This is a genomic window from Croceitalea rosinachiae (assembly GCF_031846445.1).
Classification (GTDB): Bacteria; Bacteroidota; Bacteroidia; order Flavobacteriales; family Flavobacteriaceae; genus Croceitalea; species Croceitalea rosinachiae.
In genome coordinates this window covers 456,932-483,833 of the sequence record NZ_JAVRHR010000003.1, presented here as the reverse complement: position 1 = coordinate 483,833, position 26,902 = coordinate 456,932, and the positions used below count along the sequence as shown (strand labels likewise).

General features: G+C 35.6%; 25 protein-coding genes and 1 tRNA gene. 16 read left to right on the top strand and 10 right to left on the bottom strand.

Features of this window, described 5'->3' with window-relative positions; genetic code table 11:
• Nucleotides 1–77: 77 nt before the first annotated feature.
• Nucleotides 78–1,238 (bottom strand): hypothetical protein, encoded by a 1,161-nt coding sequence (locus RM706_RS14820; RefSeq protein WP_311352942.1) that lies wholly within the window; start codon nt 1,236–1,238, stop codon nt 78–80.
• Nucleotides 1,239–1,406: 168 nt separating this feature from the next.
• On the opposite strand from RM706_RS14820, the gene RM706_RS14815 reads away from it, so the two are divergent.
• The 9 genes from RM706_RS14815 (at nt 1,407) to RM706_RS14775 (ending at nt 9,546) form a co-directional block, all read left to right on the top strand.
• Complete coding sequence (locus RM706_RS14815) at nt 1,407–2,567, top strand: BtaA family protein (RefSeq protein WP_311352939.1); 1,161 nt, start codon at nt 1,407–1,409, stop codon at nt 2,565–2,567.
• A gap of 235 nt (nt 2,568–2,802) precedes the next feature.
• Nucleotides 2,803–2,991, top strand: coding sequence for a hypothetical protein (locus RM706_RS14810; protein ID WP_311352937.1), 189 nt, complete (start codon nt 2,803–2,805; stop codon nt 2,989–2,991).
• A 577-nt stretch (nt 2,992–3,568) separates the two neighbouring features.
• Nucleotides 3,569–3,652, top strand: a tRNA-Leu gene (locus tag RM706_RS14805).
• Nucleotides 3,653–3,763: 111 nt separating this feature from the next.
• On the top strand, nt 3,764–4,684 hold the full coding sequence (locus RM706_RS14800) for a MerR family transcriptional regulator (protein WP_311352935.1): 921 nt from the start codon (nt 3,764–3,766) through the stop codon (nt 4,682–4,684).
• On the top strand, nt 4,681–6,138 hold the full coding sequence (locus RM706_RS14795; protein ID WP_311352933.1) for a phytoene desaturase family protein: 1,458 nt from the start codon (nt 4,681–4,683) through the stop codon (nt 6,136–6,138). Before RM706_RS14800 ends, RM706_RS14795 begins: the two co-directional genes overlap by 4 nt.
• A gap of 2 nt (nt 6,139–6,140) precedes the next feature.
• Entirely contained in the window at nt 6,141–6,980 is an 840-nt protein-coding gene (locus RM706_RS14790) for a phytoene/squalene synthase family protein (RefSeq protein ID WP_311352931.1), read from the top strand.
• A gap of 4 nt (nt 6,981–6,984) precedes the next feature.
• Entirely contained in the window at nt 6,985–7,434 is a 450-nt protein-coding gene (locus RM706_RS14785) for a sterol desaturase family protein (RefSeq protein WP_311352929.1), read from the top strand.
• The gene (crtD, locus tag RM706_RS14780) at nt 7,434–8,915 is read left to right on the top strand and encodes a 1-hydroxycarotenoid 3,4-desaturase CrtD (protein ID WP_311352927.1); all 1,482 of its coding nucleotides are present in this window, start codon (nt 7,434–7,436) and stop codon (nt 8,913–8,915) included. Before RM706_RS14785 ends, crtD begins: the two co-directional genes overlap by 1 nt.
• Entirely contained in the window at nt 8,905–9,546 is a 642-nt protein-coding gene (locus RM706_RS14775; protein WP_311352925.1) for a carotenoid biosynthesis protein, read from the top strand. The genes crtD and RM706_RS14775 overlap by 11 nt, the downstream gene beginning before the upstream one ends.
• A 2-nt stretch (nt 9,547–9,548) precedes the next feature.
• Here the strand turns inward: RM706_RS14775 and RM706_RS14770 are convergent, their stop codons facing one another.
• The 5 genes from RM706_RS14770 to RM706_RS14750 form a co-directional block, all read right to left on the bottom strand.
• On the bottom strand, nt 9,549–10,112 hold the full coding sequence (locus RM706_RS14770) for a TlpA family protein disulfide reductase (RefSeq protein ID WP_311352923.1): 564 nt from the start codon (nt 10,110–10,112) through the stop codon (nt 9,549–9,551).
• Nucleotides 10,113–10,180: 68 nt separating this feature from the next.
• Nucleotides 10,181–12,451, bottom strand: coding sequence for an aconitate hydratase (locus RM706_RS14765; RefSeq protein ID WP_311352921.1), 2,271 nt, complete (start codon nt 12,449–12,451; stop codon nt 10,181–10,183).
• A 165-nt stretch (nt 12,452–12,616) separates the two neighbouring features.
• Complete coding sequence (locus RM706_RS14760; protein WP_311352919.1) at nt 12,617–13,570, bottom strand: AAA family ATPase; 954 nt, start codon at nt 13,568–13,570, stop codon at nt 12,617–12,619.
• Nucleotide 13,571: 1 nt separating this feature from the next.
• On the bottom strand, nt 13,572–14,993 hold the full coding sequence (locus RM706_RS14755; protein WP_311352917.1) for a peptidylprolyl isomerase: 1,422 nt from the start codon (nt 14,991–14,993) through the stop codon (nt 13,572–13,574).
• On the bottom strand, nt 14,983–15,858 hold the full coding sequence (locus tag RM706_RS14750) for a peptidyl-prolyl cis-trans isomerase (RefSeq protein ID WP_311352915.1): 876 nt from the start codon (nt 15,856–15,858) through the stop codon (nt 14,983–14,985). Before RM706_RS14750 ends, RM706_RS14755 begins: the two co-directional genes overlap by 11 nt.
• Before the next feature lie 116 nt (nt 15,859–15,974).
• Between RM706_RS14750 and RM706_RS14745 the strand changes: the two genes are divergently transcribed.
• From RM706_RS14745 to RM706_RS14730, 4 genes are all read left to right on the top strand, one after another.
• Nucleotides 15,975–16,427, top strand: coding sequence for an SRPBCC family protein (locus RM706_RS14745; RefSeq protein ID WP_311352913.1), 453 nt, complete (start codon nt 15,975–15,977; stop codon nt 16,425–16,427).
• 9 nt (nt 16,428–16,436) lie between these two features.
• Nucleotides 16,437–16,688, top strand: a complete 252-nt coding sequence (locus tag RM706_RS14740) for a hypothetical protein (protein ID WP_311352911.1) — start codon at nt 16,437–16,439, stop codon at nt 16,686–16,688.
• Between the two features lie 14 nt (nt 16,689–16,702).
• A complete protein-coding gene (locus RM706_RS14735; protein WP_311352909.1) occupies nt 16,703–17,842 on the top strand; it encodes a serine hydrolase in 1,140 nt (379 codons plus the stop codon).
• A 151-nt stretch (nt 17,843–17,993) separates the two neighbouring features.
• Entirely contained in the window at nt 17,994–20,552 is a 2,559-nt protein-coding gene (locus RM706_RS14730) for a cyclic nucleotide-binding domain-containing protein (protein ID WP_311352907.1), read from the top strand.
• A gap of 32 nt (nt 20,553–20,584) precedes the next feature.
• Here the strand turns inward: RM706_RS14730 and RM706_RS14725 are convergent, their stop codons facing one another.
• From RM706_RS14725 to RM706_RS14715, 3 genes are all read right to left on the bottom strand, one after another.
• Nucleotides 20,585–22,195, bottom strand: a complete 1,611-nt coding sequence (locus RM706_RS14725; protein WP_311352905.1) for a Gfo/Idh/MocA family protein — start codon at nt 22,193–22,195, stop codon at nt 20,585–20,587.
• Entirely contained in the window at nt 22,192–22,656 is a 465-nt protein-coding gene (locus tag RM706_RS14720; protein WP_311352903.1) for a DoxX family membrane protein, read from the bottom strand. The genes RM706_RS14725 and RM706_RS14720 overlap by 4 nt, the downstream gene beginning before the upstream one ends.
• A gap of 181 nt (nt 22,657–22,837) precedes the next feature.
• Nucleotides 22,838–23,356: a fasciclin domain-containing protein gene (locus RM706_RS14715; protein ID WP_311352901.1), complete on the bottom strand. Its 519-nt coding sequence runs from the start codon at nt 23,354–23,356 to the stop codon at nt 22,838–22,840.
• 121 nt (nt 23,357–23,477) lie between these two features.
• On the opposite strand from RM706_RS14715, the gene RM706_RS14710 reads away from it, so the two are divergent.
• The 3 genes from RM706_RS14710 to aqpZ are packed head-to-tail and all read left to right on the top strand — an operon-like array spanning nt 23,478 to nt 25,527.
• Entirely contained in the window at nt 23,478–24,038 is a 561-nt protein-coding gene (locus RM706_RS14710) for an RNA polymerase sigma factor (protein ID WP_311352899.1), read from the top strand.
• Between the two features lie 2 nt (nt 24,039–24,040).
• Nucleotides 24,041–24,793, top strand: a complete 753-nt coding sequence (locus RM706_RS14705) for an anti-sigma factor domain-containing protein (protein ID WP_311352897.1) — start codon at nt 24,041–24,043, stop codon at nt 24,791–24,793.
• A 44-nt stretch (nt 24,794–24,837) separates the two neighbouring features.
• Complete coding sequence (gene aqpZ / locus RM706_RS14700; RefSeq protein ID WP_311352894.1) at nt 24,838–25,527, top strand: aquaporin Z; 690 nt, start codon at nt 24,838–24,840, stop codon at nt 25,525–25,527.
• Nucleotides 25,528–25,579: 52 nt separating this feature from the next.
• On the opposite strand, the gene rimO is transcribed toward aqpZ, so the two are convergent.
• The gene (gene rimO / locus RM706_RS14695; protein ID WP_311352892.1) at nt 25,580–26,884 is read right to left on the bottom strand and encodes a 30S ribosomal protein S12 methylthiotransferase RimO; all 1,305 of its coding nucleotides are present in this window, start codon (nt 26,882–26,884) and stop codon (nt 25,580–25,582) included.
• Nucleotides 26,885–26,902: the final 18 nt, after the last annotated feature.

Here is a 26,902-nt window from a genome sequence, read left to right as displayed (position 1 = left end):
TTAGATATATGGCGGAGAACAGGTATAAGTTTTATCGCTTTTTAATGAAATTTAAATAAAGTCTTTACATCCAGTTTTCATACCTTAAGATTCTTCATAGCTGGTTTGATTATAGATTCGGAAATTGAATATAATTGTTTCCAAAACCATTGGACTCTTTTTGGCAGGTGATCAATGAAAATGATATGATAATCAAAACAGGGCACTCCACCCCGTTGTTTCTTGAATGTTGAAGCGCCGCTACTCATATTGAATATTTTATCTTCTTCAATAGCAATTTCGGAGAGTTTCAAATGCATTAAACGATAAAGTCCAATATTCTTTGGCTTCATATGGTCATATCCAATAAAAGGCGTGCAAACTACATGTTTAGTTCGTTCAACAGCCTGCACCGCAAGGGGCACATCACTGCTTATTTCTCTTAAGATATAGAAGTCTAGAATTTTTGAGTTCATGGAGGCCTCAAGAAAATCTGCAGAATAATCTGGGTTCAGTTGAGAATATTTTTTTAAGTACAAATCCCTGTAAAAGGTGAGGAGCGTGCTAATTTCAATTTTATCAAATCTTAATACCTTTTGCCAATACAAATCTTTTGTTTTCTCCCATAATTTTCTATCCCTAATTACAGGTCTTTTCTTCTGAAAGTTATCATGCTTAGGGTCGAGTATATACAACTGCCTGCAAGCCAAAGGTAAACCCCCATGAAGTTTTAATTTGTTTAATAGGTGGGAATCAGTTGATTCGTTGATTGACCGAAAAGCTATTACACAATTGGGGTAGTACTCCTTAAGATACTGGGTTACCATTGTGTCGCTAAGCAAAGTATCCTTTTCATACAAGTTAGTTGCCAGAAAGAAGTTGTTTACAAAAACGGTCCTTTCCATACCCATCCAACTTCCAAATACCCGGAGAAAAGGAAAAAAGAACTTTACAATGGCCTTTTGCGATTTATTGTAGCTGCTACCCTTGAGAACCTCTTCCCTGGTATAATCAATATATTGGGCTTTTAGGCTAAATAAGTAACATGTTTTTTTATTTGATTTTCTTCCAATGGTCAATGGATACAGTTCTGTTCCTACTTGAAGAATTTCCACCTGGTGGTCCGAATTCCGAACAAAAATCTTGCTTGAATTTTTCACCAACGGTTCATAGTACTTACGAAGTACTTTACCATTTTTAACAGAATCCCAATCTAACCTAGTAATTGATTCCTTACCAAAAACCTGAATAAACATCATTGAAAAGTAATACGATATTGAGATATATTAAATGAAGTACCACGATTTCTCAATTTAATAATTTTAAATTTAACTTTCCATAACCTTGTCGATAGTAACTTTCAAGTTTATTAGAACTTCAATCCTATCCTTCGTTTTCTTACTTACCGAATTCCTTAATCAACTTAAATGCAAAAGAGAATAAACAAACTAAAAGATAAGATTTTCTCTAAAGTTCATTCCAATAATCTCATTTATAATACCTGCTGGGAAGATTCACGTATTGATAGGCAACTGCTAAATCTAAACGACACAAGTGAAGTGGTTATGATTACCAGTGCGGGTTGTAATGCTTTGAACTATTCTTTGGACAATCCCAAGACAATCAATTGTATTGATGTAAATCCGAGGCAAAACTCACTGCTGGAATTGAAAAAGGCCAGTATCAAAAATGGCGATTTTAATTTGCATTTCAAGATGTTCGGTCGAGGTCGCTATAAAAATGTTGATGAATATTACCAATCAAAACTTAAACCCTTGCTGCCTGATTATGCCATTAAATTCTGGGACAAAAAAATAAACAAGTTCAATGGAAGAGGAACAAAAAAATCATTCTATTTTTTTGGAACCTCAGGTAATTTTGCTTGGCTTTTCAAAAAATACTTTGATTCCAAACCTGGTACACATCAATTAATAAATAGACTATTGAACTGTGAAAGCCTTGAAGAGCAGAAAGAGGCCTACTTCAAACTGGAGTCAAAATTCATGAATAAAATAATACTATGGCTCATGAACAGGCATTTGACAATGATGCTTCTTGGTGTCCCGAGGGCTCAAAAAGATCTTATATTGGAAAAATACCCTGATGCCATGGTGGGTTACATTAAAACCAACCTAAGACATGTCTTCACAGGAATCCCTATTAGGGATAATTACTTTTGGCGGCTCTATTTGACTGGTAGGTATACAAAAAACTGCAGTCCAGAGTATTTAAAGGAGAATAATTTCGAGGTTTTACAAAATAATATAGATGGACTAAAAACACATACAACAACGATAAGTGATTTCCTTAAGAAAAATCCAGGTAAATACTCCCATTATGTCCTTTTGGACCATCAAGATTGGTTAGCTTATCATTTGCCTGAAGCATTATACGAAGAATGGGAACTTATACTTAATAACAGTCTACCTGGCACAAAAATTCTAATGCGTTCCGCAGCGCTAAAAATAGATTTTTTCCCTGAATTCATTCAGGAAAGAATCGAATGGAAAACTGAGATGACAGAAAAAGCGCATTCTTTTGACCGTGTAGGCACTTATGCAAGTACCTACTTGGGAATCGTTAAATAAAAACTCTTAATCACAGGTGTCCTTTCGAGCATTAATGAATTGTCTTTAGTTAAAAATTATGTCTTTGCCGAAAGGACACCGTCTAAAGACCTAGCCCATTTACCCCGGTTTTTCCAACTTTTCATTGGTACTCACGTTTACAAATCGATGAATACTTTAAGAAATCGAAAAACTTAACATTGCAATTTATTAACCTTAAATTAACTTTGCGAATGAAATAGAAAACCTGACCAAATTGAAAAAGTTCACCCTGAAAGAGATAAAGAAAAAAATAGACAAGGAAGAAAAGGAAATACGAGAGAAAGTCTTGCTACTAGCTAATGGTATGATTGATGTGCATGGATTTAAACGGGATGAGGCTTTTGAAAAGGCTCTTTCAATCGCAAGGAAATGGCTTGCCGATGGAGGACGATATAATTACTGATTAGACACTACAGGTAAAAGGTAATCGTATTATTTACAGCATGCTTCATTAAATGGCTGTTTAATGGTACGGATTGAGAAGAAGGACCAGATTCCCTCAAAATGTTCCTTTTCAAACTACTAGAAAAATTACTATTAACGACCTGCTAATAGTAGTTCTAGGATTTTTAGGAAAATATAGCTAAATCGTTACACAAGGTTATAAGAAGGGTACGTCGGTTTTCTCTTGTGACGTTGTTTGCCCTGCAGGTGCCAATGCCCGAAGCTTATTTACCCTTGTTCAAACAATAAGGATATATGCTACTTTACAAAAGACATCTTGCTGATGGAAATATTGGAAAAGTAGGTAAGTAAAACATATATTTGCGCCATTCATTGTATTTGATAATAGATACAAGCAAATAAGTTCATTTGATTAATCAATTTAAACTGGTGCGCAATTCGGTGCACACGTTTAAATTTTGAATTTTAACTTTTTGAATATCAAATGATTGGAGCTTAAGTTCGAGCCCCAGTCAGGTCACTAAAAGTTAAGTCAAAAGACTTAACTTTTTTTGTTTAAATTCATATTTCCTATAGCGCACGTGGCGGAATTGGTAGACGCGCCAGCTTGAGGGGCTGGTGGCCACTAGGTCGTGGAAGTTCGAGTCTTCTCGTGCGCACAAACCTCTTATATAACTATAAGAGGTTTTTTTATTCAACAAATTTTAACTCTTGCTTATAACTATGATAGCATTAAAAGTGTAAATTTGTTTAACGATTTTTATAAAATAATGAACAACGTAAAGAAATTATTCAGCATCCGAGATATGGAAAATTTATCCGGAATCAAGGCTCATACGATTAGAATATGGGAAAAGCGATATAATCTCTTCTCACCAGAGCGAACTTCAACAAACATCAGAACATATAGTTTAAAGAGTTTGCAAAAATTATTGAACATAACATTGCTATATCATAACGGCTATAAAATTTCCAAAATTGCAAAACTTCCAGAAAGTGAAATTGCCGTTATCGTTCGTGAAATTGTAGCCAAAAACAGTGAGAAGAGTCATGCAATCAATGCCTTCAAACTGTCAATGATAAATTTTGACCAAACACTTTTCTTTAATACTTACAATAGTCTATTGTCTGAAAGGTCTTTTAGAGATATTTTTAACGAAGTGTTTATACCGCTTTTGAATGAATTGGGGCTTTTATGGCAGACCGATACCATTAGTCCTTCTCACGAACATTTTATCACCAACCTGATTAAACAAAAAGTATATATTAATACAGAGAAGCTACAGCTTATAGAACCAACACGAAAGGACAAGGTTTTTGTATTGTTTTTACCTGAAAATGAGATACATGAACTCGGTTTGTTATTCCTAAATTATGAAATCATTTTAAAGGGTTACAAGTCAATTTATTTAGGGCAAACAATGCCGATTGATAATTTGGTCGATTTATTAAAATATTATGATAACCTGCACTTTGTTTCCTATTTCACAGTATCCCCGAATAAAGATGAAATCGGCAAGTATATTCAGAAGTTTACTTCAACCTTAAATGAAACCGGAAAATCAAAGCTCTGGATATTGGGTCATCAAGTTCAGCATATTGCCCAACACACCTTGCCTAACTCAATTAAAACTTTCAATTCTATTGAAAAACTGACCAATAGCTTGACGCCGTCATCTATTATTGTATGAAGAAAGTAATTGTCATTGGTTCTGGTTTTTCATCGTTATCGGCAGCATGCTATTTGGCTAAGGCTGGTTTCGATGTGTCCTTATATGAAAAGAATTCAACCATTGGCGGTAGAGCAAGACAACTCAAGAAACAAGGTTTTACCTTTGATATAGGACCCAGTTGGTATTGGATGCCCGATATATTTGAAAAATTCTTTAATGATTTTGGGAAAAATACCTCAGATTTTTATAAACTGAAGAAATTAAATCCTGCCTACAAAATATTCTTTACGGATGATGTGATTACAATTGGGGATTGCATGGACAAAATATGCGAGGAGTTCGAGCGCATTGAAAATGGAAGTTCAAAACACTTAAGAACTTTTATCTCTAAAGCGCAAGACAACTATGATATAGCAATCAACAAAATTGTTTTAAGGCCTGGTATATCTCCTCTTGAGCTAGTTACAAAAGATACTGTGTTAAGGGTCGATCAATTTTTTAAAACAATAAGTCAAGAAGTCAGAAAGCGATTTAAAAATCCAAAATTGATATCAACGTTGGAGTTTCCAGTATTGTTTCTTGGAGCCAAACCAAGCAATACCCCATCTTTTTATAGCTTCATGAATTTTGCAGATTTTGGTTTGGGAACCTGGCATCCTGAAGGGGGAATGTATGAAATTATTAAAGCCATGAAAGCTCTTGCAGAAGAATTAGGTGTGGTCATACATGTAAACGCCGCAATAGAAAAAATAGAAGTAACCAATAGAACCACTTCTGCCGTTGTCGTTAATGGTAAAAACATCAAAGCAGATATTATAATAAGTGGTGCAGATTATCATCATTCAGAAACGCTGCTAGATAAAGAATACAGACAGTATTCTGAAAAGTATTGGAATAAAAAGACTTACGCTCCATCCTCATTATTGTTTTATGTTGGTTTTGACAAAAGACTAAAGAACATTGAGCATCATAATCTTTTTTTCGATACCAATTTCGAAAAACACGCGGAAGAAATATATGATAATCCTCAATGGCCTTCTGAACCATTATTTTACGCCAATTTTCCATCTGTAACCGATAAGAGTATGGCACCCGAAGAGTGTGAAACTGGTTTTTTCTTAGTTCCAATCGCTCCTGGTCTAGAAGATACCAGAACGTTGCGCAACCAGTATTTTGATATTATCATGAATCGATTTGAACTTAGAACCAATCAGGTTGTTAAAAATAATATTATATTTAAAGAAAGCTTCTGCATAAACGATTTTATTGAAGAATACAATTCGTTTAAAGGAAATGCTTACGGAATGGCAAATACTTTGACCCAAACAGCCTTTTTAAGACCTGGGTTAAAAAGTAAAAAAGTAGAGGACCTATATTTTACCGGACAATTAACCGTTCCAGGTCCTGGTGTTCCCCCGTCTTTGATTTCGGGGAAACTGGTTTCCGAATTGATTATTAAAAAACATCTTTGAAAATGAAGTCTCTTTTTGATACCGTATCATATAACTGCAGTAAAATAGTTACCGAATCATACAGTACTTCTTTTGCCCTAGCAACAAAAATGCTAGGAACATCTATTAGAAGTGATATCTATAATATCTATGGTTTTGTAAGATTTGCTGATGAAATAGTTGATACTTTTCATGATTACAACAAGGAAGAATTGTTCAATAATTTTGAAAAAGATTTACAACATGCCATTGACCACAAAATTAGCTTAAACCCTATTTTAAACTCTTTTCAATACACCTACCATAAATATGACATTCCATTTGAACTAGTGGCTTCCTTTATGAAGAGTATGCGAATGGACTTGGTCAAAAAACAATATAAGACCACTGCTGAATACAAAGAATATATCTATGGTTCAGCAGACGTAGTTGGTCTTATGTGCTTATGTGTTTTTGTAAATGGTAATAAAGAACAATATGATGAGTTGAAGGAATCGGCCATGGCTTTGGGTTCAGCTTTTCAAAAGGTGAATTTTTTAAGGGACTTAAAAGCCGATTTTGAGTTATTAGAACGCTCATATTTTCCTAATACTAACCTTTTAGAACTTGATGAGGCATCAAAGAAACGAATTGTTGATGAAATTAAGGAAGATTTTGTATTAGGTTATTCTGGTATTGAGAGGCTACCCGATGATGCAAAATTTGGAGTTTATACCGCTTACAAATATTACAATAAGCTTTTACAAAAATTACAGAAAACACCACCCTTAGAAATAAAAAATACCAGAATACGTGTGCCCAATTATCAAAAATTTGGACTCTTAGCCAAATCGTACGTCAACTATAAACTTCAATTGGTTTAGTAAAATGAAAGTTTTTATCTGGATAGTCATTTTCCTTACGACTTTTTCAATAATGGAATTTATGGCATGGTTTACACACAAATACGTTATGCATGGTTTTTTATGGAGCTTACATAAAGATCACCACAAAAAAGACCATAATTCTTGGTTTGAGCGCAATGACGCATTTTTTATTTTTTATGCTATCGTAAGCATGACTTGTTTTTACATAGGTGCTGAAACCACTTTTTGGTATGGTTTTCCTCTTGGTTTTGGTATTCTTGCCTACGGAATTGCATATTTTGTTGTTCATGACATATTTATTCATCAGCGGTTCAAGCTGTTAAGAAGTGCTAATAATTGGTATGCAAAAGGTGTTCGTCGTGCTCATAAAATACACCATAAACATTTAGGCAAAGAAGATGGTGAATGTTTTGGTATGCTTATGGTACCCTTTAAGTACTTCAAAAAGTAATGCCAAGAACGGCGATTGTAATTGGTTCGGGAATCGCTGGCTTAGCCGCTGCTATTCGATTGGTCAAAAAAGGTTATGTTGTAAAAGTCTTTGAGTCAAATTCATATCCTGGCGGAAAACTTCATTCAAAAAGAGTCTCAGGTTTTCGTTTTGATTTAGGCCCCTCTTTATTTACTATGCCTTGGTTGGTGACAGAGCTTTTTGAATTACATGGTAAAAATCCGGTAGACTATTTTCAATATGTAAAAAAAGACGTTATCTGCAACTATTTTTGGGAAGACGGAACTTTTTTTCCCGCCGAATCAGATAAGGATTTCTTTATTCGCAGAGCTGCAGCCACTTTTGATGAAAATCCCAATAAATTAAATCGATACCTAAAAGATAATAAAAAAAAGTATGATCTTACAAGCTCCATATTTCTTGAAAATTCTTTGCATAAGACTAAAACCTACTTTTCTAAAAAGACTCTAAAAGCTATAGCAAATATAGCTACTATGGGAATTTCAAAGTCTCTAGATGTAACAAACAGGGCCTACTTTAACAGTCCAAAACTTATTCAACTTTTTAATAGGTATGCCACTTATAATGGCTCTTCACCATACAAGACACCAGGTATAATGTCTATGATTCCTCATCTTGAAATGGAAATGGGCACTTACTTTCCAAAAGGAGGAATGCATAGCATTACCAAATCATTATTTCAATTGGCCAATGAGATAGGCGTTCAGTTTTATTTTGAGGAATCAGTAAAAGAAATTGTTGTTAAAAACAAAAAAGCAATCGGTATCAAATCTTCTAAAGAAACATATTTTTCGGACTATGTAATTAGTAATATGGATATACATCCTACTTACAAAAAACTCCTGCCACTTGAAAAGCATCCAGATCGTATTCTTAGACAAGAAAGGTCAAGCTCTGCATTAATATTTTATTGGGGAATTCAAAAGGTTTTTCCCGAATTAGACTTACATAACATTTTATTTAGCAATGATTATGAAGATGAGTTTAACCACATTTTTGATAAAAAGAACCTTTACAATGATCCTACCGTCTATATTAATATTACTTGTAAAGAAAATAAAAGTGATGCACCTGAGGGCTATGAAAACTGGTTTGTAATGATTAACACTCCTGCAAATTATGGCCAAAATTGGCATAAACTAGTAGCTAAAGCCAGAAGTAATATTATCTCAAAAATCAACTCCATCTTAAATATAAATATTGAAGATTATATTAGTACAGAGTTTAATTTAGATCCAGTTGCCATTGAGCAAAATACATGTTCATACCGCGGAGCATTATATGGTGCAGCCAGTAATTCAAAGTTTGCCGCATTCTTGAGACATCCCAATTTTAGTAATAATATTAAAAACCTTTATTTCTGTGGTGGATCCGTACATCCAGGTGGAGGCATACCGCTATGCTTATTATCATCAAAAATTTTAAGTGACCAAATTCCTAGTTTATCCAATGGAAAATAGCAACATCAAAAAAATCAAATTTGGAGTGTTTTTGATATGGCTATTTCATATCTCTGGTCTTATGGGTATTTATTTTGGCAATCAAGATTGGTTCATTTCTAAATCTCCACTAAATCTTTCTGTGAGCCTTATAATTTTCATTTGGCTCTACCCAATAAATACTCTAAAAAAAATTAGCACTCTTAATATTTTCTTTCTGCTCGGTATGTTTGCTGAATGGCTTGGTGTAAACTTTGGGGTTTTATTTGGAAATTATAGTTATGGTGAAAATCTTGGATTTAAACTGGGTGGTGTTCCCTATTTGATTGGGACATATTGGGCGTTGCTTACATTTATAACGGCTGAAATTGCAAAAAAATTAGTTGCTAATCATTGGCTGAAAATAACCACAGGTGCCCTTTTAATGGTTCTTTTAGACTTTTTGATGGAAAAAAATGCTCCTGTGTTTGATTTCTGGCAGTTTATCGGTGAAGTACCAGTAGAAAATTATATTACTTGGTTCTTAATAGGTTTTTTAATGCATTTGATTTTTGAAAAAACTAAAATTAAAGGAAACTCGCTATTATCAATACACCTATATTGTGCTCAGATAATTTTCTTTAGTTTCTTCTATCTATTCCCAATCAATTAAAACTAATTTGCTAACAATTCATCCAACAAATTTCTTACTGTAGCGGTATTCCAATCAGCTATACCATCTTGTTCAATAACGATATAACCTTCTTTATCGATGACATATGAATACGGAGGCTTTTCAGGTATTTCAACAGCGGACTTATCACCAACAATCAAATAAGTAACAGGAAAACTTAGCTTTTGTTTCTCCATGAATTCTTCAACTGGAGGGCGATTTTCATTGGTAATGATATAAAAATCAACCTTACCCTCATACTGATCATATAAGTCTTGAACACTTTGAAGTTCTGCTTCGCTCGGCAATCGCCATGATGCCCAGAAGTTAATTACAATTACATTTCCTTTAGATTTTTCAAAATTGAAAAAATCCCATTCGGCATCTTTCAAGCGCCAGTTATAATCAGTGATCTGTTTTCTATTGGATTCCTCAACTATATATGGAGAAAACGAAAAAACACGATTTAAAAATAGCTTCCCGTAATGCCCAAGTGGAGTCACGAAAAAGGAAAGTATAAATAGTATTAGAATTATGTTTAAAACCGTCTTTTTCTTTGCCGCCATATTTAAGTTAGGTCAGAACTAAAAAGCTCTTGAAAATTCAAGAGCTTTTTAGTTCTACTTATTTTTATTTATGCATTTTCTTGTTTGATAACATTCAGTGCCGAACCTTCATTAAACCACTCAATTTGAGATTGGTTATAGGTATGATTTGCCATAATTATGTCTTTACTACCATCGCTATGCACTGCTTCTAAGGTAAGTGGTTGATCAGGAGAAAAAGATGCAATATCAACAAAATTAAAGGTATCATCCTCTTGAATCAAATCATAATCACTTTCATTAGCAAAAGTCAACCCGAGCATTCCCTGTTTCTTTAGGTTAGTCTCGTGAATTCGGGCAAAAGATTTTACTAAAACAGCAGCTACCCCAAGATGACGCGGTTGCATTGCTGCATGTTCTCTTGAAGAACCCTCTCCATAATTATGATCCCCAACTACAATAGATTTTATTCCTGCTGCCTTGTATGCCCTTTGCGTATCAGGCACCCCTCCATATTCACCGGTTAGTTGATTTTTGACAAAATTGGTTTTCTTATTATAGGCGTTAACGGCTCCTATCAAGGTGTTGTTTGCTATATTATCTAAATGCCCTCTGTAACGTAACCATGGTCCTGCCATTGAAATATGGTCTGTCGTACACTTACCAAATGCCTTTATCAATAGTTTTGCTCCTTGTAATTCTTCCACTTTTATTGGAATGAATGGGTCGAGCAATTGCAAACGTTCTGACGTTGGTGAGACTACAACTTGAACTCCACTACCGTTTTCAATTGGCGGTATAAAGCCCGCATCTTCCACTTCAAAACCTTTTGGCGGCAATTCCCAACCTGTAGGTTCCTCAAACTTAACTTCTTCTCCATTTTCATTAATCAATGTATCTGTCATTGGATTAAAATCTAACCTTCCAGCCACAGCTATTGCAGCTGTTATTTCTGGTGAGGCCACAAAAGCGTGCGTATTTGGATTACCATCTGCACGTTTAGCAAAGTTTCTGTTAAAAGAGTGTACTATACTATTTTTAGGCGCATTCTTAGGATCATTATATCTAGCCCATTGTCCAATGCATGGCCCGCAAGCGTTTGTAAATATTTTGGCATCAAGCTCTTCGAAAATTCCTAAAATTCCATCGCGTTCAGCAGTATACCGCACCTGTTCAGAACCAGGGTTGATTCCTAATTCAGCTTTCATTTTCAAACCTTTATCCAAGGCTTGCTGAGCAATGGACGAAGCTCTAGATAAATCTTCATAAGATGAATTGGTACAAGAACCAATCAATCCCCACTCTACTTGAATTGGCCATTCATTTTCTGTAGCTTTTTCGGTCATTGAGGTTCCAACCTGAGTTGATAAATCTGGAGTAAAGGGCCCATTTAACAATGGACTCAACTCCGACAAATTAATTTCTATTACCTGATCAAAGTATTGCTCTGGATTTGCATATACTTCACCATCAGCAGTTAAATGCTCTTTAACAGCATTGGCGGCATCTGCAACATCAGCTCTTTCAGTAGCTCTCAAATAACGCTCCATAGACTCATCATATCCAAATGTTGAAGTAGTCGCTCCTATCTCTGCACCCATATTACATATGGTTCCCTTACCTGTACAGGACAATGCCTTGGCTCCCGGTCCGAAATATTCTACAATTGCTCCTGTTCCACCTTTTACAGTAAGGATTTCAGCAACTTTTAAAATAACATCTTTAGGTGCAGTCCATCCAGAAATAGTACCAGTTAACTTGACCCCAATCAATTTCGGAAATTTCAATTCCCAAGCCATACCTGCCATAACATCAACAGCATCAGCACCACCTACTCCAATTGCTACCATGCCCAATCCGCCGGCATTTACCGTATGTGAATCAGTACCTATCATCATCCCACCAGGAAAAGCATAATTTTCTAGCACTACTTGATGAATAATTCCAGCTCCTGGTTTCCAAAAACCTATTCCATATTTATTGGATACAGATTCTAAAAAATCAAAAACTTCGGCACTTGTGGTATTAGCCGATTTTAAATCAACTGCTGCTCCACTCTTAGCTTGTATTAAGTGATCACAATGTACCGTTGTTGGTACGGCAACTTTCGTTTTCCCAGCCTGCATAAACTGGAGTAGAGCCATTTGGGCAGTAGCATCTTGGCATGCAATGCGGTCAGGAGCAAAATCGACATAATCCTTGGCCCTTTTAAATACTTTGCTGGGGTTACCATCCCAAAGATGGGAGTAGAGTATTTTTTCAGCCAATGTTAATGGTTTGCCTACTAATTTTCTCGCTATATCTACCTTTTCTCCCATGGTAGCATAGACTTTTTTGATCATGTCAATATCAAACGCCATTACGCAAAAGTGTTTTTATAATTACAATTTGCTAAAATTACGAAAATGAAGTCGGGTATAAAATACTAGTTTGATTAATAGGCCTACTTTTATTAAAAGATAAAAAGCTTTATTTCATCTTTATCATTTTAACAACTAAAATCATAAATAACTATAGTCGTTAGACTATAGCAGCTCTTGAATAATAGCATCTTCTGATATACCCTCCGCTTCTGCTTTGTAGTTCTTTAAAATGCGATGCCTTAAGATTCCTGTAGCGACTGCCTTTACATCTTCAATATCAGGTGAGAACTTTCCGTTAACGGCGGCATTAGCCTTAGCTGCCAAAATTAGATTTTGTGAAGCGCGTGGTCCAGCACCCCAATCCACATAATTTTTAATGTAGTCAGATACCCCATCTATATTTGGTCGTGTTTTGTTGACCAAACGTACTGTGTAATTAACAACATTATCAGCCACCGGTATACGGCGTACCAAACTCTGTACATCATTAATAGCATCCGCACTAAAAAGTGTATTTAAGATTACTGAATTGTCAGTAGTGGTTGCCTTTACAATATCAATTTCTTCTTCTATAGAGGGATAAGTCAATTTAATGGCAAACATAAAACGATCTAATTGCGCTTCAGGCAAAGGATAAGTCCCTTCTTGTTCAATCGGGTTTTGTGTGGCCAAAACAAAGTACGGCCTTTCTAATTTATGTTGTTGCCCAGCAATAGTAACTGCCCTTTCTTGCATGGCTTCTAATAAAGCTGCTTGCGTTTTAGGCGGAGTACGATTGATTTCATCTGCCAAAATGATATTTGCAAAAATTGGACCTTTTATGAACTTAAAATTTCTGTTTTGGTCCAATACCTCGCTTCCTAGAATATCACTTGGCATTAAATCAGGTGTAAATTGAATCCGTTTAAAATCCAATCCTAAAGTTTGAGCTATCGTATTGACCATTAATGTTTTAGCCAAGCCAGGAACTCCAATTAAAAGTGAATGTCCACCAGTGTAAATTGATAGAAGAATTTGTTCTATCACCTCATCTTGACCCACTATAACCTTCGCAATTTCTTTCTTTAAAGTTTGATGTTTTTCAACAAGGTGCCCAATGGCAACTACATCTGTCATACTAATTCTTTACCCAATTATTAGAGAAATCACAGTCTTTATTTTCACTATCCACATGAATATAGACATCCTCAATTTTCTCTGCCATCCATTCTTGAACTGCTTTATACTGTTTGTCACGAAGCGCTAATTCTTGAATTTTGATGTAATCCCTAGCAAAGTCCGCTTTATGCTCGTCATATCTGTTTGAGATTTGCATAATTTTGAATTTAGAAGGGCCGCCGCGAGGATCATCTTCTCGAGTTGGTCTTGAAATTTCGCCATCTTTTAAGTTGCGAACTTGATTGTAAAGCGTTGGGTCCATTTTTGTAAGTTCAAATTTTGAATCAAAATTTACCGGATTTCTTAACAAGCCGCCATCAAACTTTGTCTCTTTTTCATCTGAAAAATTAAGAGCCGCCTCAGCAAAAGTATATTTACCATCAAGAACCTGTTGTCGTATAGAATCTAATTCTTTGGAAGCTTTTAACATAACCTCATCTGAAACCTCAGGTTGCAACAAAATATGACGTAAATCAACCTCTTGACCGCGAATCTTTTCTACCAAAATAATATGATATCCAAACTGGGTTTCAAAGGGGTCAGAAACCTCACCTTCCCTTAAACTAAATGCTACATCTTTAAACTCTTTTACAAAGGGGGTTTGCCGTGTCATACTGTAAAAACCGCCTTTTGATTTAGATCCAGGGTCTTGTGAATACAGAATAGCCTTTACATTAAAACTGGCATCGTTTTCTTCAACATCTTGTTTAATAGTATTCAATCTATCTACAACTTTCTGTTTTTCTTCATCCGATGGCTCTGGTTGTTTTACAATTTGAGAAATTTCTAACTCCGCTCCAAAGACTGGTCGTTCATCTTCAGGAATTTTATAAAAGAACTGGCGTACTTCTTCTGGAGTAACTTCAATTTCTTCAACTATTTTACTTTGCATTTTTTCAGAAAGCATACGCAATTTGTTAATCTCAAAAAGCTCGGCCCTAAAACTTTCTAAATCTGGTTTTTTATAAAATTTCAACACTTTTTCAATAGAACCAACCTGAGAAGTCAATTGTTGTATTTGACGATCACTAGTGCCATTTACTTGATCATCAGAAACCAATAAACTATCTTGTACCGCTTGGTGCGCATATAAACGATCTTCCATCAATTTTCCTAATAGTTGACAATGTGTAACATCTTCGGTAGATGCCCCTTGACTTCTAAGGTCTATCAATGTTTTCTCAATATCAGAATCTAGAATTACATAGTCACCTATTACAGCAGCAATGCCGTCTAGTTTAAATCTTTTTCCAGAAGTAACCGTATCTTTTACAGTTTCAGTTTGGTTAGAGGTTACCTCACTACTATCGATTTCTTGAGCCGAAACACTCAATGCTGCTCCAAATAACAAAACGGAAAAAATTCTAATCTTATTTTTCATAAATCTCAAATTCATTTTTCTTGATTCCTTCATCTATAATTTCTGTTTCCAGTTTTCGTACATATTCCAACCGTCTTCTATTGAGCAAAACCCTTTTAATATCAGGTTCAATATAAGCTAACGGCGCTATATCATTAATATCTAAAACATTAGTAACCTTTCCCAAATATACCCCCAATGAATCTTCTAATTCAAAAAATTGTGATTTCTTTAAGTGCTTGTCTTGGTTGCTATAGTTGAGCGGCCCTATTTGAGCCAAAACCCTCGAAGTACTTACCCAAACAGAATCATTAAAATGTATTTTTTTGAATTGTACAGCAATGGAGTCTAAATAGGCTTTATCTTCACCTTTAAATGATTTGATTTTGTCCACTACATCTTGCTTATCTAAAAACTGGTTTGGTAATACCACAAATCTTAACTGTACCAATTTTTCGTTCAGTTTAAAATTCTCTTTTTGACTTTCATAAAAACTTTCAAGCTGCGATTTGCTTACCGCTGTATCATTTGATTGTTGAACTAGAGCTTCAATGTAAGCACGGGTATACAAATCAGCTTTGTAATCATTAACTAGCCGATTGAACTCCTCTAATTTTTCTTCGGAAAGATTTATTTTAGATTTTGAAAGCAATAGCTGTTTTGAAGCCCATTTATTAATATAATTTATGGCAAAGGCAGTGCTATCTTGCTGCGACATATCAGGCGTGATAAATGATTGAAGATCTTTAGCATACAAATAAGATTCACCAACTCGAGCGATTGGCTCAACTTCAGTGTCATCTTTTAAAAAAGAACCGCAAGAAATCAAAAAAAGTACGCCAATTATTAAAAAGTACTTATTGGAATGATGTTTTAAAAAAAGCATTTCGCAAAAATAACAATTACTTAAAGCCACACAAGTTGTTATATATTGATTAACACATTTTTAGTGCTGCCAGTATATCAAGATTTTAGTACTTTCAGATTCTAAATCCACCTATAATGAAGTACACAACAGAGATAACTATCGATTTACCTCGAAAAGAGTTCATTAAAAAACTTGATAATGCAGAAAATATGAAGCATTGGATGCGGGGATTACTAGGTTATCAAGTACTTTCGGGTGAACTCGGACAAGAAGGTGCTAGAATGAATATGAAATTTAAAAGAGGAAAAGGGGAAATGGAGATGGTAGAAACCATTATAACAAGAAATTTTCCTGATGAGTTTCATGCAACTTATGACACAAAAGGCGTGCATAATATACAGAAAAACTATTTTAAAGAAGTAGATGGAAGCACCAAATGGATATCTGAGAGCGAGTTTCAATTTGAAGGTATGGGAATGAAATTGATAGCTTTTTTGATGCCTGGAGCTTTCAAAAAACAATCTATGAAATATGCCAAAGATTTTAAGAACTTTGCAGAAAATGGTATTTCTGTACTTAAATCATAAAAATAAAGAATGGAAAAAGTTTTAGATCGTAAAATCAAACTTATTTGGGATTTTAAAGGCCCTAATGCTGCCAAAACAGCTGAACACTATGAAAAACACCTACAAGAATATATTTTTCATGAAGAATTAAAATTTGATACAACTGGCTTTAACCATTTAAGTGATATGCATAGCATTACTTTTTTAATAGTTGCCGAATTTGAAATGATTCAAGCCCGTGATGACCTTAGACCTCATAGGGGTGAGATTTATCAAGATTAACTAAAGTTTAATTAATGCGACTTCAAAAAATAGTTGTTTTAGTCATTATTGCTATAGTACTGTTCTCTTGTAAAGAAAAGGAAAATAGAAATCCATTATTGATTTCATTGTCCTCTCAAGTTAACAACATCAAAATAGTTATGGACAGTATTGAAAACTATGAAGTTCAAATTCGCTATACCCAAATTGACCGAAAAAATGACAGTATTATTTTTACTGATTATGACTTTCAAGTTGATGAAAACAATTATTTCTATCCAGCAAGTACTGTTAAATTTCCAGCAGCAGTAGCTGCATTGGAAAAACTTAACGAACTTGACACTTTAGGTAGAAATACCGCTTTTTATGTTGAGGGTGATTCAGTCAATACCACTATAGCTAAAGCTGTTTCAGAAATTTTTGCGGTCAGTGATAACCAAGCTAACAATCGATTAGTAGAATTTTTGGGCTTTGACGATTTAAACAATCGAGTTAAAAAGAAAGGCTTGCGGCCCTTCAGAATATCGCACCGCTTATCAACTAGAGATGCCGATGAGGTTACTACAAAACCATTGGTTATTTATGTCGATGATAGCACTACAGCTACTTCAGAGTCGATTATAAATGCGGTTCCGAAACAGTTAGATTTAAATCTTATAAAAAAAGGAATTGGATTTTATGCTGGCGATTCGCTTTATGAAGAACCTTTTGATTTCAGTTACAAGAATTATTTTCCCGTTAATACTCAACATGAGCTCCTTAAAAAGATTATCTTTCCTAGTCAATTCTCGGAAAACGAGCGCTTTAATTTGAACGAGGACCAATATAGTTTTTTACTTGAAGCCATGCATACATTACCAAAAAATGCAGGTTATAATGAAGAAGAATACTATGATAGTTATGGCAAATTTCTAATGTATGGTGATCGCAAAGACCCTATTCCTAATCATATTGAAATTTATAATAAGGTTGGTTACGCTTATGGTACCTTAACAGACTGCGCATATATCAAAGACACAAAAAACAATCTTGATTTTATGGTCACTGCCACCATTTTGGTCAATAGAGATGGTATTTTTAATGATGACAAGTACGAGTATGATGAGATAGGAATCCCATTTTTGGCGCAATTGGGAAGGGAATTGTACAACCACGAATTAAAACGAAAAAGATAGATTCAACGAATATCATTTTTGACCCCTGTTTTTTCAAAATCTAGCAATCATTTTTATTTAAATTTTCACATTCTCTTTAATTCCAGTTTAAACTTTCTATCTACAACTATTTTGATATGTTCGTTTCCGAAACTGACTAATATAAGGAGCATTGAAAGGAGATATTGATATCAAATTACTTGAAAGTTTATTTGCTGGCGGAAAAACCCAACATTACCTTAAAGGACATACTATTTGTGACATTCATAGAGAAATAAAAAAGTTCCGTTGGTTGGTAAAAGGGTCTCTTGATTATTTTATCCCTTTACAAGAATCAGAAAATGAAATTCTGGTATGTCAAATTTCAGAACCGATGAGTACCATTGGTTTAGGTGGACTAAACGCACCTCGTCGCTACACTTATAAGGCCATGGTCTCTTCGGATAGTGCAACTTTCTTTGAGATTGCTATAGATGAGCTTGAAGAACACCTTAAAAAAGATACAGAAAACAAACTATTCAAAAGCATTTCTTCTAGACTATATCATCAACTTAGGGCAGCACTTTTAAAACAGATGGATTTATTGCAACCTGTACGATTTCATCCGCTAATAGGCGATAAGGAATTCTTTATGACCCCTGAGACCGAAAGTACCGAAGTAATCTCATTAATGCGGTGCTCTCCTTTTCTAGATCAGTTCAATGAAGACAGACTTTCAAAATTGGCATCGATTGCTGAAAGACGTGAATATGAACCATATGAAATTTTATATACCCAAGACCATTCTGCAAATGGGCTTTTTATTTTAATTGATGGAGAAGTAAGTATCAAAAGAATTGAAGGTAATATTGAAATCAAGCAACGTGCAATAAACAATTCGGGTTTCATTTTTGGCTGGTCTTCATTAATTGGTGAAAAAGACATTTGTTCTGCGATGACCACTAAAAAAACAGCAACTTATTTCATACCTTTTAAGGGCTTTTTAGAACTCTTTAGTGCAGATAAGTCTTTCGAGAGACAATTTCACAAACGGCTTTTATGGCTTATCGGTAATCAAATTAATGCAGCCTTTCTAAGATTTGTTGGTTTACTTGGCAAGCATAATTTACAAGCTGTTTTTCAACTTATTGAAAACAATAAATCTAGACTACCGTTAACTTCCCATCTGCATCAGGTAGCCCACCTTTTAAAGAATACTACAACCAAAAACTTAGCTTATACTGCTTTGCAGCAATTGCTTTCTCAAGGAACTTCATTAGAGAGGCATTTAGCTTCGCTAAGTTTAGAACTTCTCAAAGATGATCAAGAAGAACTTCAATATATAAATGGATTACACCATATCTATGAAACTGTTGCGCTGCACAAATCGGATAATCCAAAGGAAGTTAGAAAAGCATGTGCCCAAGCCACAAAAAAATTGTTTTCTACCCTTAAGTATCATATTGAAGGGCAAGAAAACATTCCTGAAAAATCAGGTAATATATTTATTTACAATCATTTGGTCAATGATCGATATTATACATTGAACAATAACTTTCAAATAACACTAGATTCTCATTTCATAAGTGCAATGATTTTAGATGAAAAATACGGGGAACCCGGCATACGTACAGTAAGAATTGGGCAGGGGCAAGAATATGGACATCAGAATTATTACAAAAAGCTCGGGCACATAAATGTTTATACTAAAGAATCCGCACAAACCTCATCAGAGACAAAAAAAGAATCAAGAAGTATTTTTTATAAGGAAAGTGAACAATATTTAAAAAAAGGATACAATCTCATCATAAGCCCCGAAGGTACCTCTTACCGCACCGAAAATTCACCAGGTCCATTCAAACTTGGAAGTTTTAAGCTGGCGCTGAACGCCCAACCTGAACCAAACATCATACCTATTGTTCTTGTAAATTTTGACCATAGGATAAAAGACACTCTCTACTATTGTAAAATTTTACCCCCATTTAAAATAAGTGAATATGTAGAGCGAAATAACATTGATAGCTTGATAGATTTTGTTGAGTCATACCAAAAAACATATACAACTTATGTCCAGCAAGCTCGAGAAGAGGCCGATAAGCTCAAATTAAATCTGCCAAGCCAAGAAAAAATAACAAATCCCCCCGAAATCTGGCACAATGAAATCAGAAGGTTGAAACAACGAGTCGCCAAATTAGAGCATCAAAATGAACTCACCGCTTTTTATGGTAGCTCATCAATACGCTTATGGGTCAACATGAAAAAAGACTTGAATCCGCTTCATGTTTTGAACTTAGGTTTTGGTGGTTCTTCGTTTGCCTGGTGCACTCATTATTTCACTGAAATATTCAAAGATGTCAACCCAAGTAAAATAGTGCTTTACGCAGGGGAAAATGATTTATCGGAGGGAAGGACCCCACAAGAAGTTCTAACCGATTGCAAAGAATTGGTGGAACTAATCCTTGCCAAATACCCAAGAGCCGAATTAGCATTCATAAGTTTGAAACCGAGTGTAGAAAGAACACATTTAATCCCTCAAATTATGGAGACCAATCTATTGTTATCTAAATATGTCATCGGAGAACTAAATGCACAATTTATCAATGTATTTGCCAGAATGATAACCTCAGACAATCGCCCTAGGCCAGAACTATACCTAAGCGATGGGCTACATTTAAATAAAAAGGGATATACCATTTGGAGCAATGTAATACAAGAGGCTTTGGTAATCAGCGAACAAATTTTTAGTGAGTAAAAATAGCCACCGGCTGGTGGCTATTTTATATTTTAAACGGACGTATCCAAACTATAATTTGATAACAATACTTCATCAAAATCAATTCCTTCGATAGGTTTTATTATCTGTCCTTGTTTGTCCCATTCAATTCTTCGTCCTAATTTCCAAGAAAGTCCGGTCATATGGGCAGTTATGGCTTCTTCGAATCCTTCTTTAATACCACAACTTACCTCTCCTCCATTTTTTATGACGCTCAGCCATTCTTTTAAATGTAAAAATGTGGAATCTACCCTTACCCCATCAATATAGGTCCACATTAAACCTTTATCAGCAAAGTACTGAGAGGTTGCCGAAGAAACCGCATCTGGCATGTTCGTATTACTGCCCGGGGTGTATTTAAAAATGGGAATATGGGGCTTCATTTTATCTAACTCCAATGATGCTGCATATCGAGTGGACGAGCTATCTGGCCAAACAGTTAAATTATTCCCCAACTCTAAGGTCGCATCGTGCCCCATCAATATGGTTGGTCTATTAAAACCATTTCCCAATGTAGCGCTATAGCAGAATGTCATTCCTTTTTCTTTACCCTTGGTTTGACTACTTCCAGTACTAAAATCCGGAAACTCCATATTTGCCTGTAGCACATCAGGAACATTTCGGCCATCATTATGCGTATAAATGCCACCCGATGCCATTATTGATTGTGGAATGCCCATATTGAGCACACAGTTCAATCGGTCATAATCATGTGTCAGTAAATCTCCAGAAAGCCCCGAACCATAAGCCCACCATTTGCGCCATCTAAAAAAATGGCTTTTGTTGAATGGAACTTTTGGCGCCGAGCCCAAGAACATCTCCCAATCTATAGTATTCTCATTTGCTTTTTCATCTAAAGCATAATTCCACGCTCCATTATCATCATTTCTATTGGTATTTGTCTGAATCAAGGATACATGTCCTAAAGTACCTTTTGATACGACATCTTGGGCAGTTTTAAAACTAAGGGTCTGGCGATGTTGGTGACCAACCGCGAAGGTAGCTTTGGAGCTTTTGGCCGCTTCTTGAAGGCGATAGGTTTCTTCAATGGTATGTGTCATTGGCTTTTCAACATAAACACTAATGTTATTGTTCAATGCATCTATGGCCATGGGTGCATGCCAGTGATCTGGTGTTGCAATAATCATAGCATCTATCTCACCACTATTTATCATATCAAGATGAGTTCGATATCTTTTAATTTGATTATCAGGTGTAGTAAAAGAATTCAAGGCTTTCTCTGCCCTAACATCGAAAATATCACAGACTCCAGCTAAACGAACATTCAGTTTGGCCTGATTCCTATAAACCTTTAGTGCCGTATGATCAGGATTCTCTGAGGCTTCTAATTCCATTTCTTCTATCCATTCATTGGTTGCAAAACCCAAAGAACGACACAACTGCTCACCACGAATGCCAAAACCAACAATACCAACACGAACCGGAATGCCCGTAATTTCGGGCAATGTTGATGGCAATGATGGACTGATGTTCAATTGTTCTAAAAGTTCATTTCGTTCTTTTCTACTGCTTATTGTGTTTGCAGCACCTGCCCACCATACAGCCCCTAGTATTGGTAAACTACCCAGCCCTTTCAACAGGTCTCTTCTAGTCCATTTCATACCTTTTCAGTTTTTATTGGTTTCTTATCTTTTTTCCAGAAATATCGTATTCCAAAAATCTCACCAGTAGGGTTTTGAAACAAGATGACACAAGCAACAAGCTCAATAAGGTTTTTGTTCACAAACCAATAATTTCCTTCAACATTCAATTGTTGTAAACCAGGAAATGGAGGGTGTGCAAAGTAATACATAGCCAATAGGACAATGGCCGCTAAGGCACCTTTTTTTTCGAATACACCAAGTAGCAATGATATACCAACAAAAAGTAAGGTCAATACATTTAATGTATCTACCCAATCAATAATTCCAGGTTTAGCTAGTGGCGTAAACAAAAAACTTAAAGGACCTTGTGCAGTGGCCAAATAGCTAAAGGCGGACCAATCAGGATTATAAATTTTGACGGCACCCTCATATAAAAAATGCCACCCAATCAAAATCCGCAGTAGTATGATACTATTCATTTTCATTCTGTTAGGTTTAGTTATAAATTCAGTTTCTACCTTTAAAAGTAACCCTTGAACTAACTAAATACAATGACATATGTCATATATGGAAAGTACCAGAAAACAATGAAGGCTTATACTTAAACAAAAAAACCACCGCAAAAAAGCGGTGGTTTTATAAATGAATAAACACTGTTGCCTATTCAGGCATTACAACATCTTCAATAATGTGTATTACACCATTTGAGGCCATTACATCAGTTTTTGCAATTTTACTGTAGTTACCATTCGCATCCATTAAAAAGATTCCTCCGTCTTTGCTAACGGCAGTAACTTTACTTCCATTTAATGTGGTAAGTTCAGCCTTACCATTTCCACTTTTAAGTGCAGACGCAACATCGGCAGCAGCAAGCTTTCCAGCTACCACGTGATACGTTAAGATGGCTGATAGTTTCTCTTTGTTTGCAGGTTCTAATAACGAGTTTAAAGTATTAGCATCAATTTTTGCAAATCCTGAGTTTACTGGTGCAAAAACTGTAAATGGACCTTCGCCCTTTAATGCACCAACCAAATCAGCTGCCTTAAGAGCCGTTACCAAAGTTGAGAAATCATCGACTGAAACCGCGACATCAACAATATCTTGCGATTTTTGCGCGGTTGTTGTTTGTGTAAAAAGGACTAATGCCACTGTTGAAAGGATAAAAATTACTTTTTTCATTTTTTGTGTTTTAATTGTTTAATAGAATGATTAATTTTTCAATGTTATACGTTAGTATGTACACCACGAAAATCGCGTTGGATGAGTTCCGCTTTATTTTATCATATCTTTAACATAGTATATGCCCCATCACTTAGATGACATTCAAATAATCAATCGCTTATCTAAAAAGGATAAAGATGCATTGTACTTATTATATGACAAGTACTCTGGTGCTCTTTACGGCGTCATTGTACGAATGTGTCGGAATCAGGTTTTGGCCGAAGATTTATTACAAGAGACTTTTATTAAAATTTGGCAGAAAATTGATTCTTATGATAGTTCAAAGGGTAAATTTTATACTTGGGCATATCGTATTGCCAAAAACGTTACTTTAAATTCTTTAAGAAAGCCAGATTTGCTCATCCAAAGTGAAGAATTAGGTGTAGATACCAATAAAGCGCAGTCAGAGCAAAAAATTGATTTTAATGAACTAAATGGTGCAATAAGTAAATTAGAACCGCATCATCAAGAAGCTATTTCTTTGGTCTATTTTAGGGGATACACGCATCGAGAGGCTTATCAAGAGATGGGTGTGCCATTAGGGACGTTCAAATCATATATTCGGCAAGCAATACAATTGCTTCGAGAAAGTTATAAGCATGAGCTGATAATCATTTGGTTACTATTAGAAACTTTTTGATGATGGATAGAAAGAAAATATTGGAAGAAGGATTATTAGAAAAATACCTCTTAGATGAACTTTCTGCAGAAGAGCGGCAGCAGGTTGGCATGGCTATTGACAATGATAAGGGTTTAAAGAAACAATTTGAACTTCTAGAAGAAGACTTTGAAAAAATGGCATTAGAAAATGCTATTGATCCTCCAACCCGGGTCAAAATGCGACTAATAGAGCAGTTGCAAGGTTCTAATGTAAAAACAATGCCGAAAACATGGCTCTATGCCGCTGCTAGTTTAGCACTGTTATTTTTGCTTTCTTCTTTTTGGATGTTCAATCGCTGGAAAAGTGCAGAACTAAATTTTGAATCACTTCAAAATCAGACTACAGTGTTACAAGAACGTTTAAATGCATTAGAAGAAAATTATCTGTTGACCAATCAACGTTTAAAAACCATCAACGGACCCCAAACTATTCCGCTGATTCTCCATGGTAATGAATTAGTGCCAAATTCAAGAGCTGTGGCCTACGTCAACCATGAAAATAAAATGGTAGTTGTCAATGCACAAGGGCTACCAGAGTTACCAGAAAACAATACCTACCAAATGTGGAGTGATGTTGATGGTGAAATGATAAATATGGGATTGCTCCCTACCGATCAGGAGTTAATTACATTAAAGTACATCGATAAAGCGGAATCATTGAACATTACCATAGAACCCGCGGGAGGCAATGACCACCCTACTGTCGAAAAGTTGATTGCCTATGTGACTTTGTAGTTATAATGGTTTCTAAATTGGCATACTAACTAAATTTAGAAATCATGAAAAAATTAATTGCAGAATTTATTGGAACGTTGTGGCTTGTGCTTGGCGGATGTGGTAGTGCGGTCATTGCAGCGGCTTATCCTGAATTGGGTATAGGGTTTGTTGGCGTAGCCTTAGCCTTTGGCTTAACTGTCTTAACCATGGCATATGCAATCGGTCATATTTCAGGTTGTCATTTAAATCCTGCCGTATCAATCGGCTTGGCTATTGCTGGGCGTTTTGATAAGAAAGACTTATTCCCTTACATTATCGCACAACTTCTAGGAGCCATCGCTGGCGCAGGAATATTGTATGCTATTGCTACAGGAAAACCTGGATTTGAACTAGGCGGATTTGCGGCCAACGGTTTTGGAAAACATTCCCCAGGAGAGTACAATATGTTTTCAGCCTTCTTTACCGAATTGATTCTGACCTTTATGTTTTTAATCATTATTCTAGGGGCTACCCATTCAAAGGCTCCTAAAGGAATGGCTGGTCTGGCCATTGGTTTAGGCCTGACACTGATTCATCTCATTAGTATTCCCGTTACCAACACATCGGTTAATCCAGCGCGTAGTACAAGTCAGGCATTATTCGCAGAGGGCGCATGGGCAATTCCACAATTATGGTTGTTTTGGGTCGCTCCGATTCTAGGTGCTATCCTAGCCGGTTTTGTTTACAGTATTATATCCCCAGAAAATGAATAGACTTTAGCTAATTCACTTGACTAAAAGCGCAATCAGACATGGTTGCGTTTTTTTAAGAAACTGGTTCACCGTACAAGTCAAAATCGGAAGCTTCTGTAATCTTAATATTGGTAAAATCACCAATCTTCACATAATGCGCGGTGGCATCAATGAGCACTTCATTATCTACATCAGGAGAATCAAATTCAGTTCGACCAACAAAGTGGTTCCCTTCTTTTCGGTCAATAATACAGCGATAGGTTTCACCTATTCGTTCTTGGTTCAACTCCCACGAAATTTGTGACTGCACTTCCATAATTTCATTGGCGCGTTGTTGTTTCACTTCTTCTGGAACATCATCGACTAAATTATAGGCATGCGTATTTTCTTCATGGCTATAGGTAAAGCAACCCAAACGCTCAAAACGCATATCGATCACCCATTGTTTTAAAGTTTGAAAGTCCTCTTCCGTTTCACCCGGATAACCCACAATCAATGTTGTTCTAATGGCCATTTCTGGTACGGTCTCCCTAAAGTCTTTTAGTAATTTGGTTGTTTTAGCTTTGGTTGTTCCGCGACGCATACTCTTTAAAATGGGATCGGCTATATGTTGTAATGGAATATCAATATAATTGCAGATTTTAGGTTCGGTTTTCATCACATCCAAAACGTCCATTGGAAAACCAGTAGGAAAAGCATAGTGCAAACGAATCCATTCAATTCCCTCTACCTTCACTAATTTTTGAAGTAATTCAGCAAGATTTCGTTTTTTATATAAGTCAAGACCATAATACGTTAAATCTTGTGCGATTAATATCAATTCTTTGACTCCTTTTACGGCTAACTTTTCTGCCTCTTCGACCAATTCTTCAATCGGTTTACTTTTATGTTTTCCTCGCATTAATGGAATAGCACAGAAAGAACAAGGTCTATCACAACCTTCAGCAATCTTTAAATATGCATAATTCTTTGGGGTGGTTGTCAATCGCTCACCTATCAGTTCATACTTATAATCTGCACCTAGTGCTTTTAACAAATTGGGTAAATCGCTGGTTCCAAAGTATTCATCAACATTCGGAATCTCTTTTTGTAAATCGGGCTTGTAACGTTCACTCAAACATCCAGTTACGAAGACCTTATCTACCTCGCCAGCTTCCTTCTTTTCAACATACTCTAAAATGGTATTGACACTCTCTTCCTTAGCATTGGCAATAAACCCACAGGTATTGATCACAACAACATTTCCCTCTTCTTCATGAACAACCTCTTTGTTGTTCGCTTTAAGCTGCCCCATTAGTACCTCGGAGTCGTAAACATTCTTACTACAACCCAACGTTACTACGTTGATTTTGTTCTTTTTAAGTGATTTTGTGCGCATAGTGTTCAAATGGATGGC

Coding starts and splice junctions, on each gene's coding strand:
- RM706_RS14790 (WP_311352931.1), top strand. CDS start 6,141: ATGAAGTCTCTTTTTGATACCGTATCATATAACTGCAGTAAAATAGTT.
- RM706_RS14755 (WP_311352917.1), bottom strand. CDS start 14,993: ATGAAAAATAAGATTAGAATTTTTTCCGTTTTGTTATTTGGAGCAGCA.
- RM706_RS14820 (WP_311352942.1), bottom strand. CDS start 1,238: ATGATGTTTATTCAGGTTTTTGGTAAGGAATCAATTACTAGGTTAGAT.
- RM706_RS14715 (WP_311352901.1), bottom strand. CDS start 23,356: ATGAAAAAAGTAATTTTTATCCTTTCAACAGTGGCATTAGTCCTTTTT.
- RM706_RS14740 (WP_311352911.1), top strand. CDS start 16,437: ATGGAAAAAGTTTTAGATCGTAAAATCAAACTTATTTGGGATTTTAAA.
- RM706_RS14720 (WP_311352903.1), bottom strand. CDS start 22,656: ATGAATAGTATCATACTACTGCGGATTTTGATTGGGTGGCATTTTTTA.
- crtD (WP_311352927.1), top strand. CDS start 7,434: ATGCCAAGAACGGCGATTGTAATTGGTTCGGGAATCGCTGGCTTAGCC.
- RM706_RS14750 (WP_311352915.1), bottom strand. CDS start 15,858: ATGCTTTTTTTAAAACATCATTCCAATAAGTACTTTTTAATAATTGGC.
- RM706_RS14785 (WP_311352929.1), top strand. CDS start 6,985: ATGAAAGTTTTTATCTGGATAGTCATTTTCCTTACGACTTTTTCAATA.
- RM706_RS14705 (WP_311352897.1), top strand. CDS start 24,041: ATGGATAGAAAGAAAATATTGGAAGAAGGATTATTAGAAAAATACCTC.
- aqpZ (WP_311352894.1), top strand. CDS start 24,838: ATGAAAAAATTAATTGCAGAATTTATTGGAACGTTGTGGCTTGTGCTT.
- RM706_RS14725 (WP_311352905.1), bottom strand. CDS start 22,195: ATGAAATGGACTAGAAGAGACCTGTTGAAAGGGCTGGGTAGTTTACCA.
- RM706_RS14765 (WP_311352921.1), bottom strand. CDS start 12,451: ATGGCGTTTGATATTGACATGATCAAAAAAGTCTATGCTACCATGGGA.
- RM706_RS14775 (WP_311352925.1), top strand. CDS start 8,905: ATGGAAAATAGCAACATCAAAAAAATCAAATTTGGAGTGTTTTTGATA.
- RM706_RS14795 (WP_311352933.1), top strand. CDS start 4,681: ATGAAGAAAGTAATTGTCATTGGTTCTGGTTTTTCATCGTTATCGGCA.
- RM706_RS14760 (WP_311352919.1), bottom strand. CDS start 13,570: ATGACAGATGTAGTTGCCATTGGGCACCTTGTTGAAAAACATCAAACT.
- RM706_RS14800 (WP_311352935.1), top strand. CDS start 3,764: ATGAACAACGTAAAGAAATTATTCAGCATCCGAGATATGGAAAATTTA.
- RM706_RS14745 (WP_311352913.1), top strand. CDS start 15,975: ATGAAGTACACAACAGAGATAACTATCGATTTACCTCGAAAAGAGTTC.
- RM706_RS14735 (WP_311352909.1), top strand. CDS start 16,703: ATGCGACTTCAAAAAATAGTTGTTTTAGTCATTATTGCTATAGTACTG.
- rimO (WP_311352892.1), bottom strand. CDS start 26,884: ATGCGCACAAAATCACTTAAAAAGAACAAAATCAACGTAGTAACGTTG.
- RM706_RS14770 (WP_311352923.1), bottom strand. CDS start 10,112: ATGGCGGCAAAGAAAAAGACGGTTTTAAACATAATTCTAATACTATTT.
- RM706_RS14815 (WP_311352939.1), top strand. CDS start 1,407: ATGCAAAAGAGAATAAACAAACTAAAAGATAAGATTTTCTCTAAAGTT.
- RM706_RS14710 (WP_311352899.1), top strand. CDS start 23,478: ATGCCCCATCACTTAGATGACATTCAAATAATCAATCGCTTATCTAAA.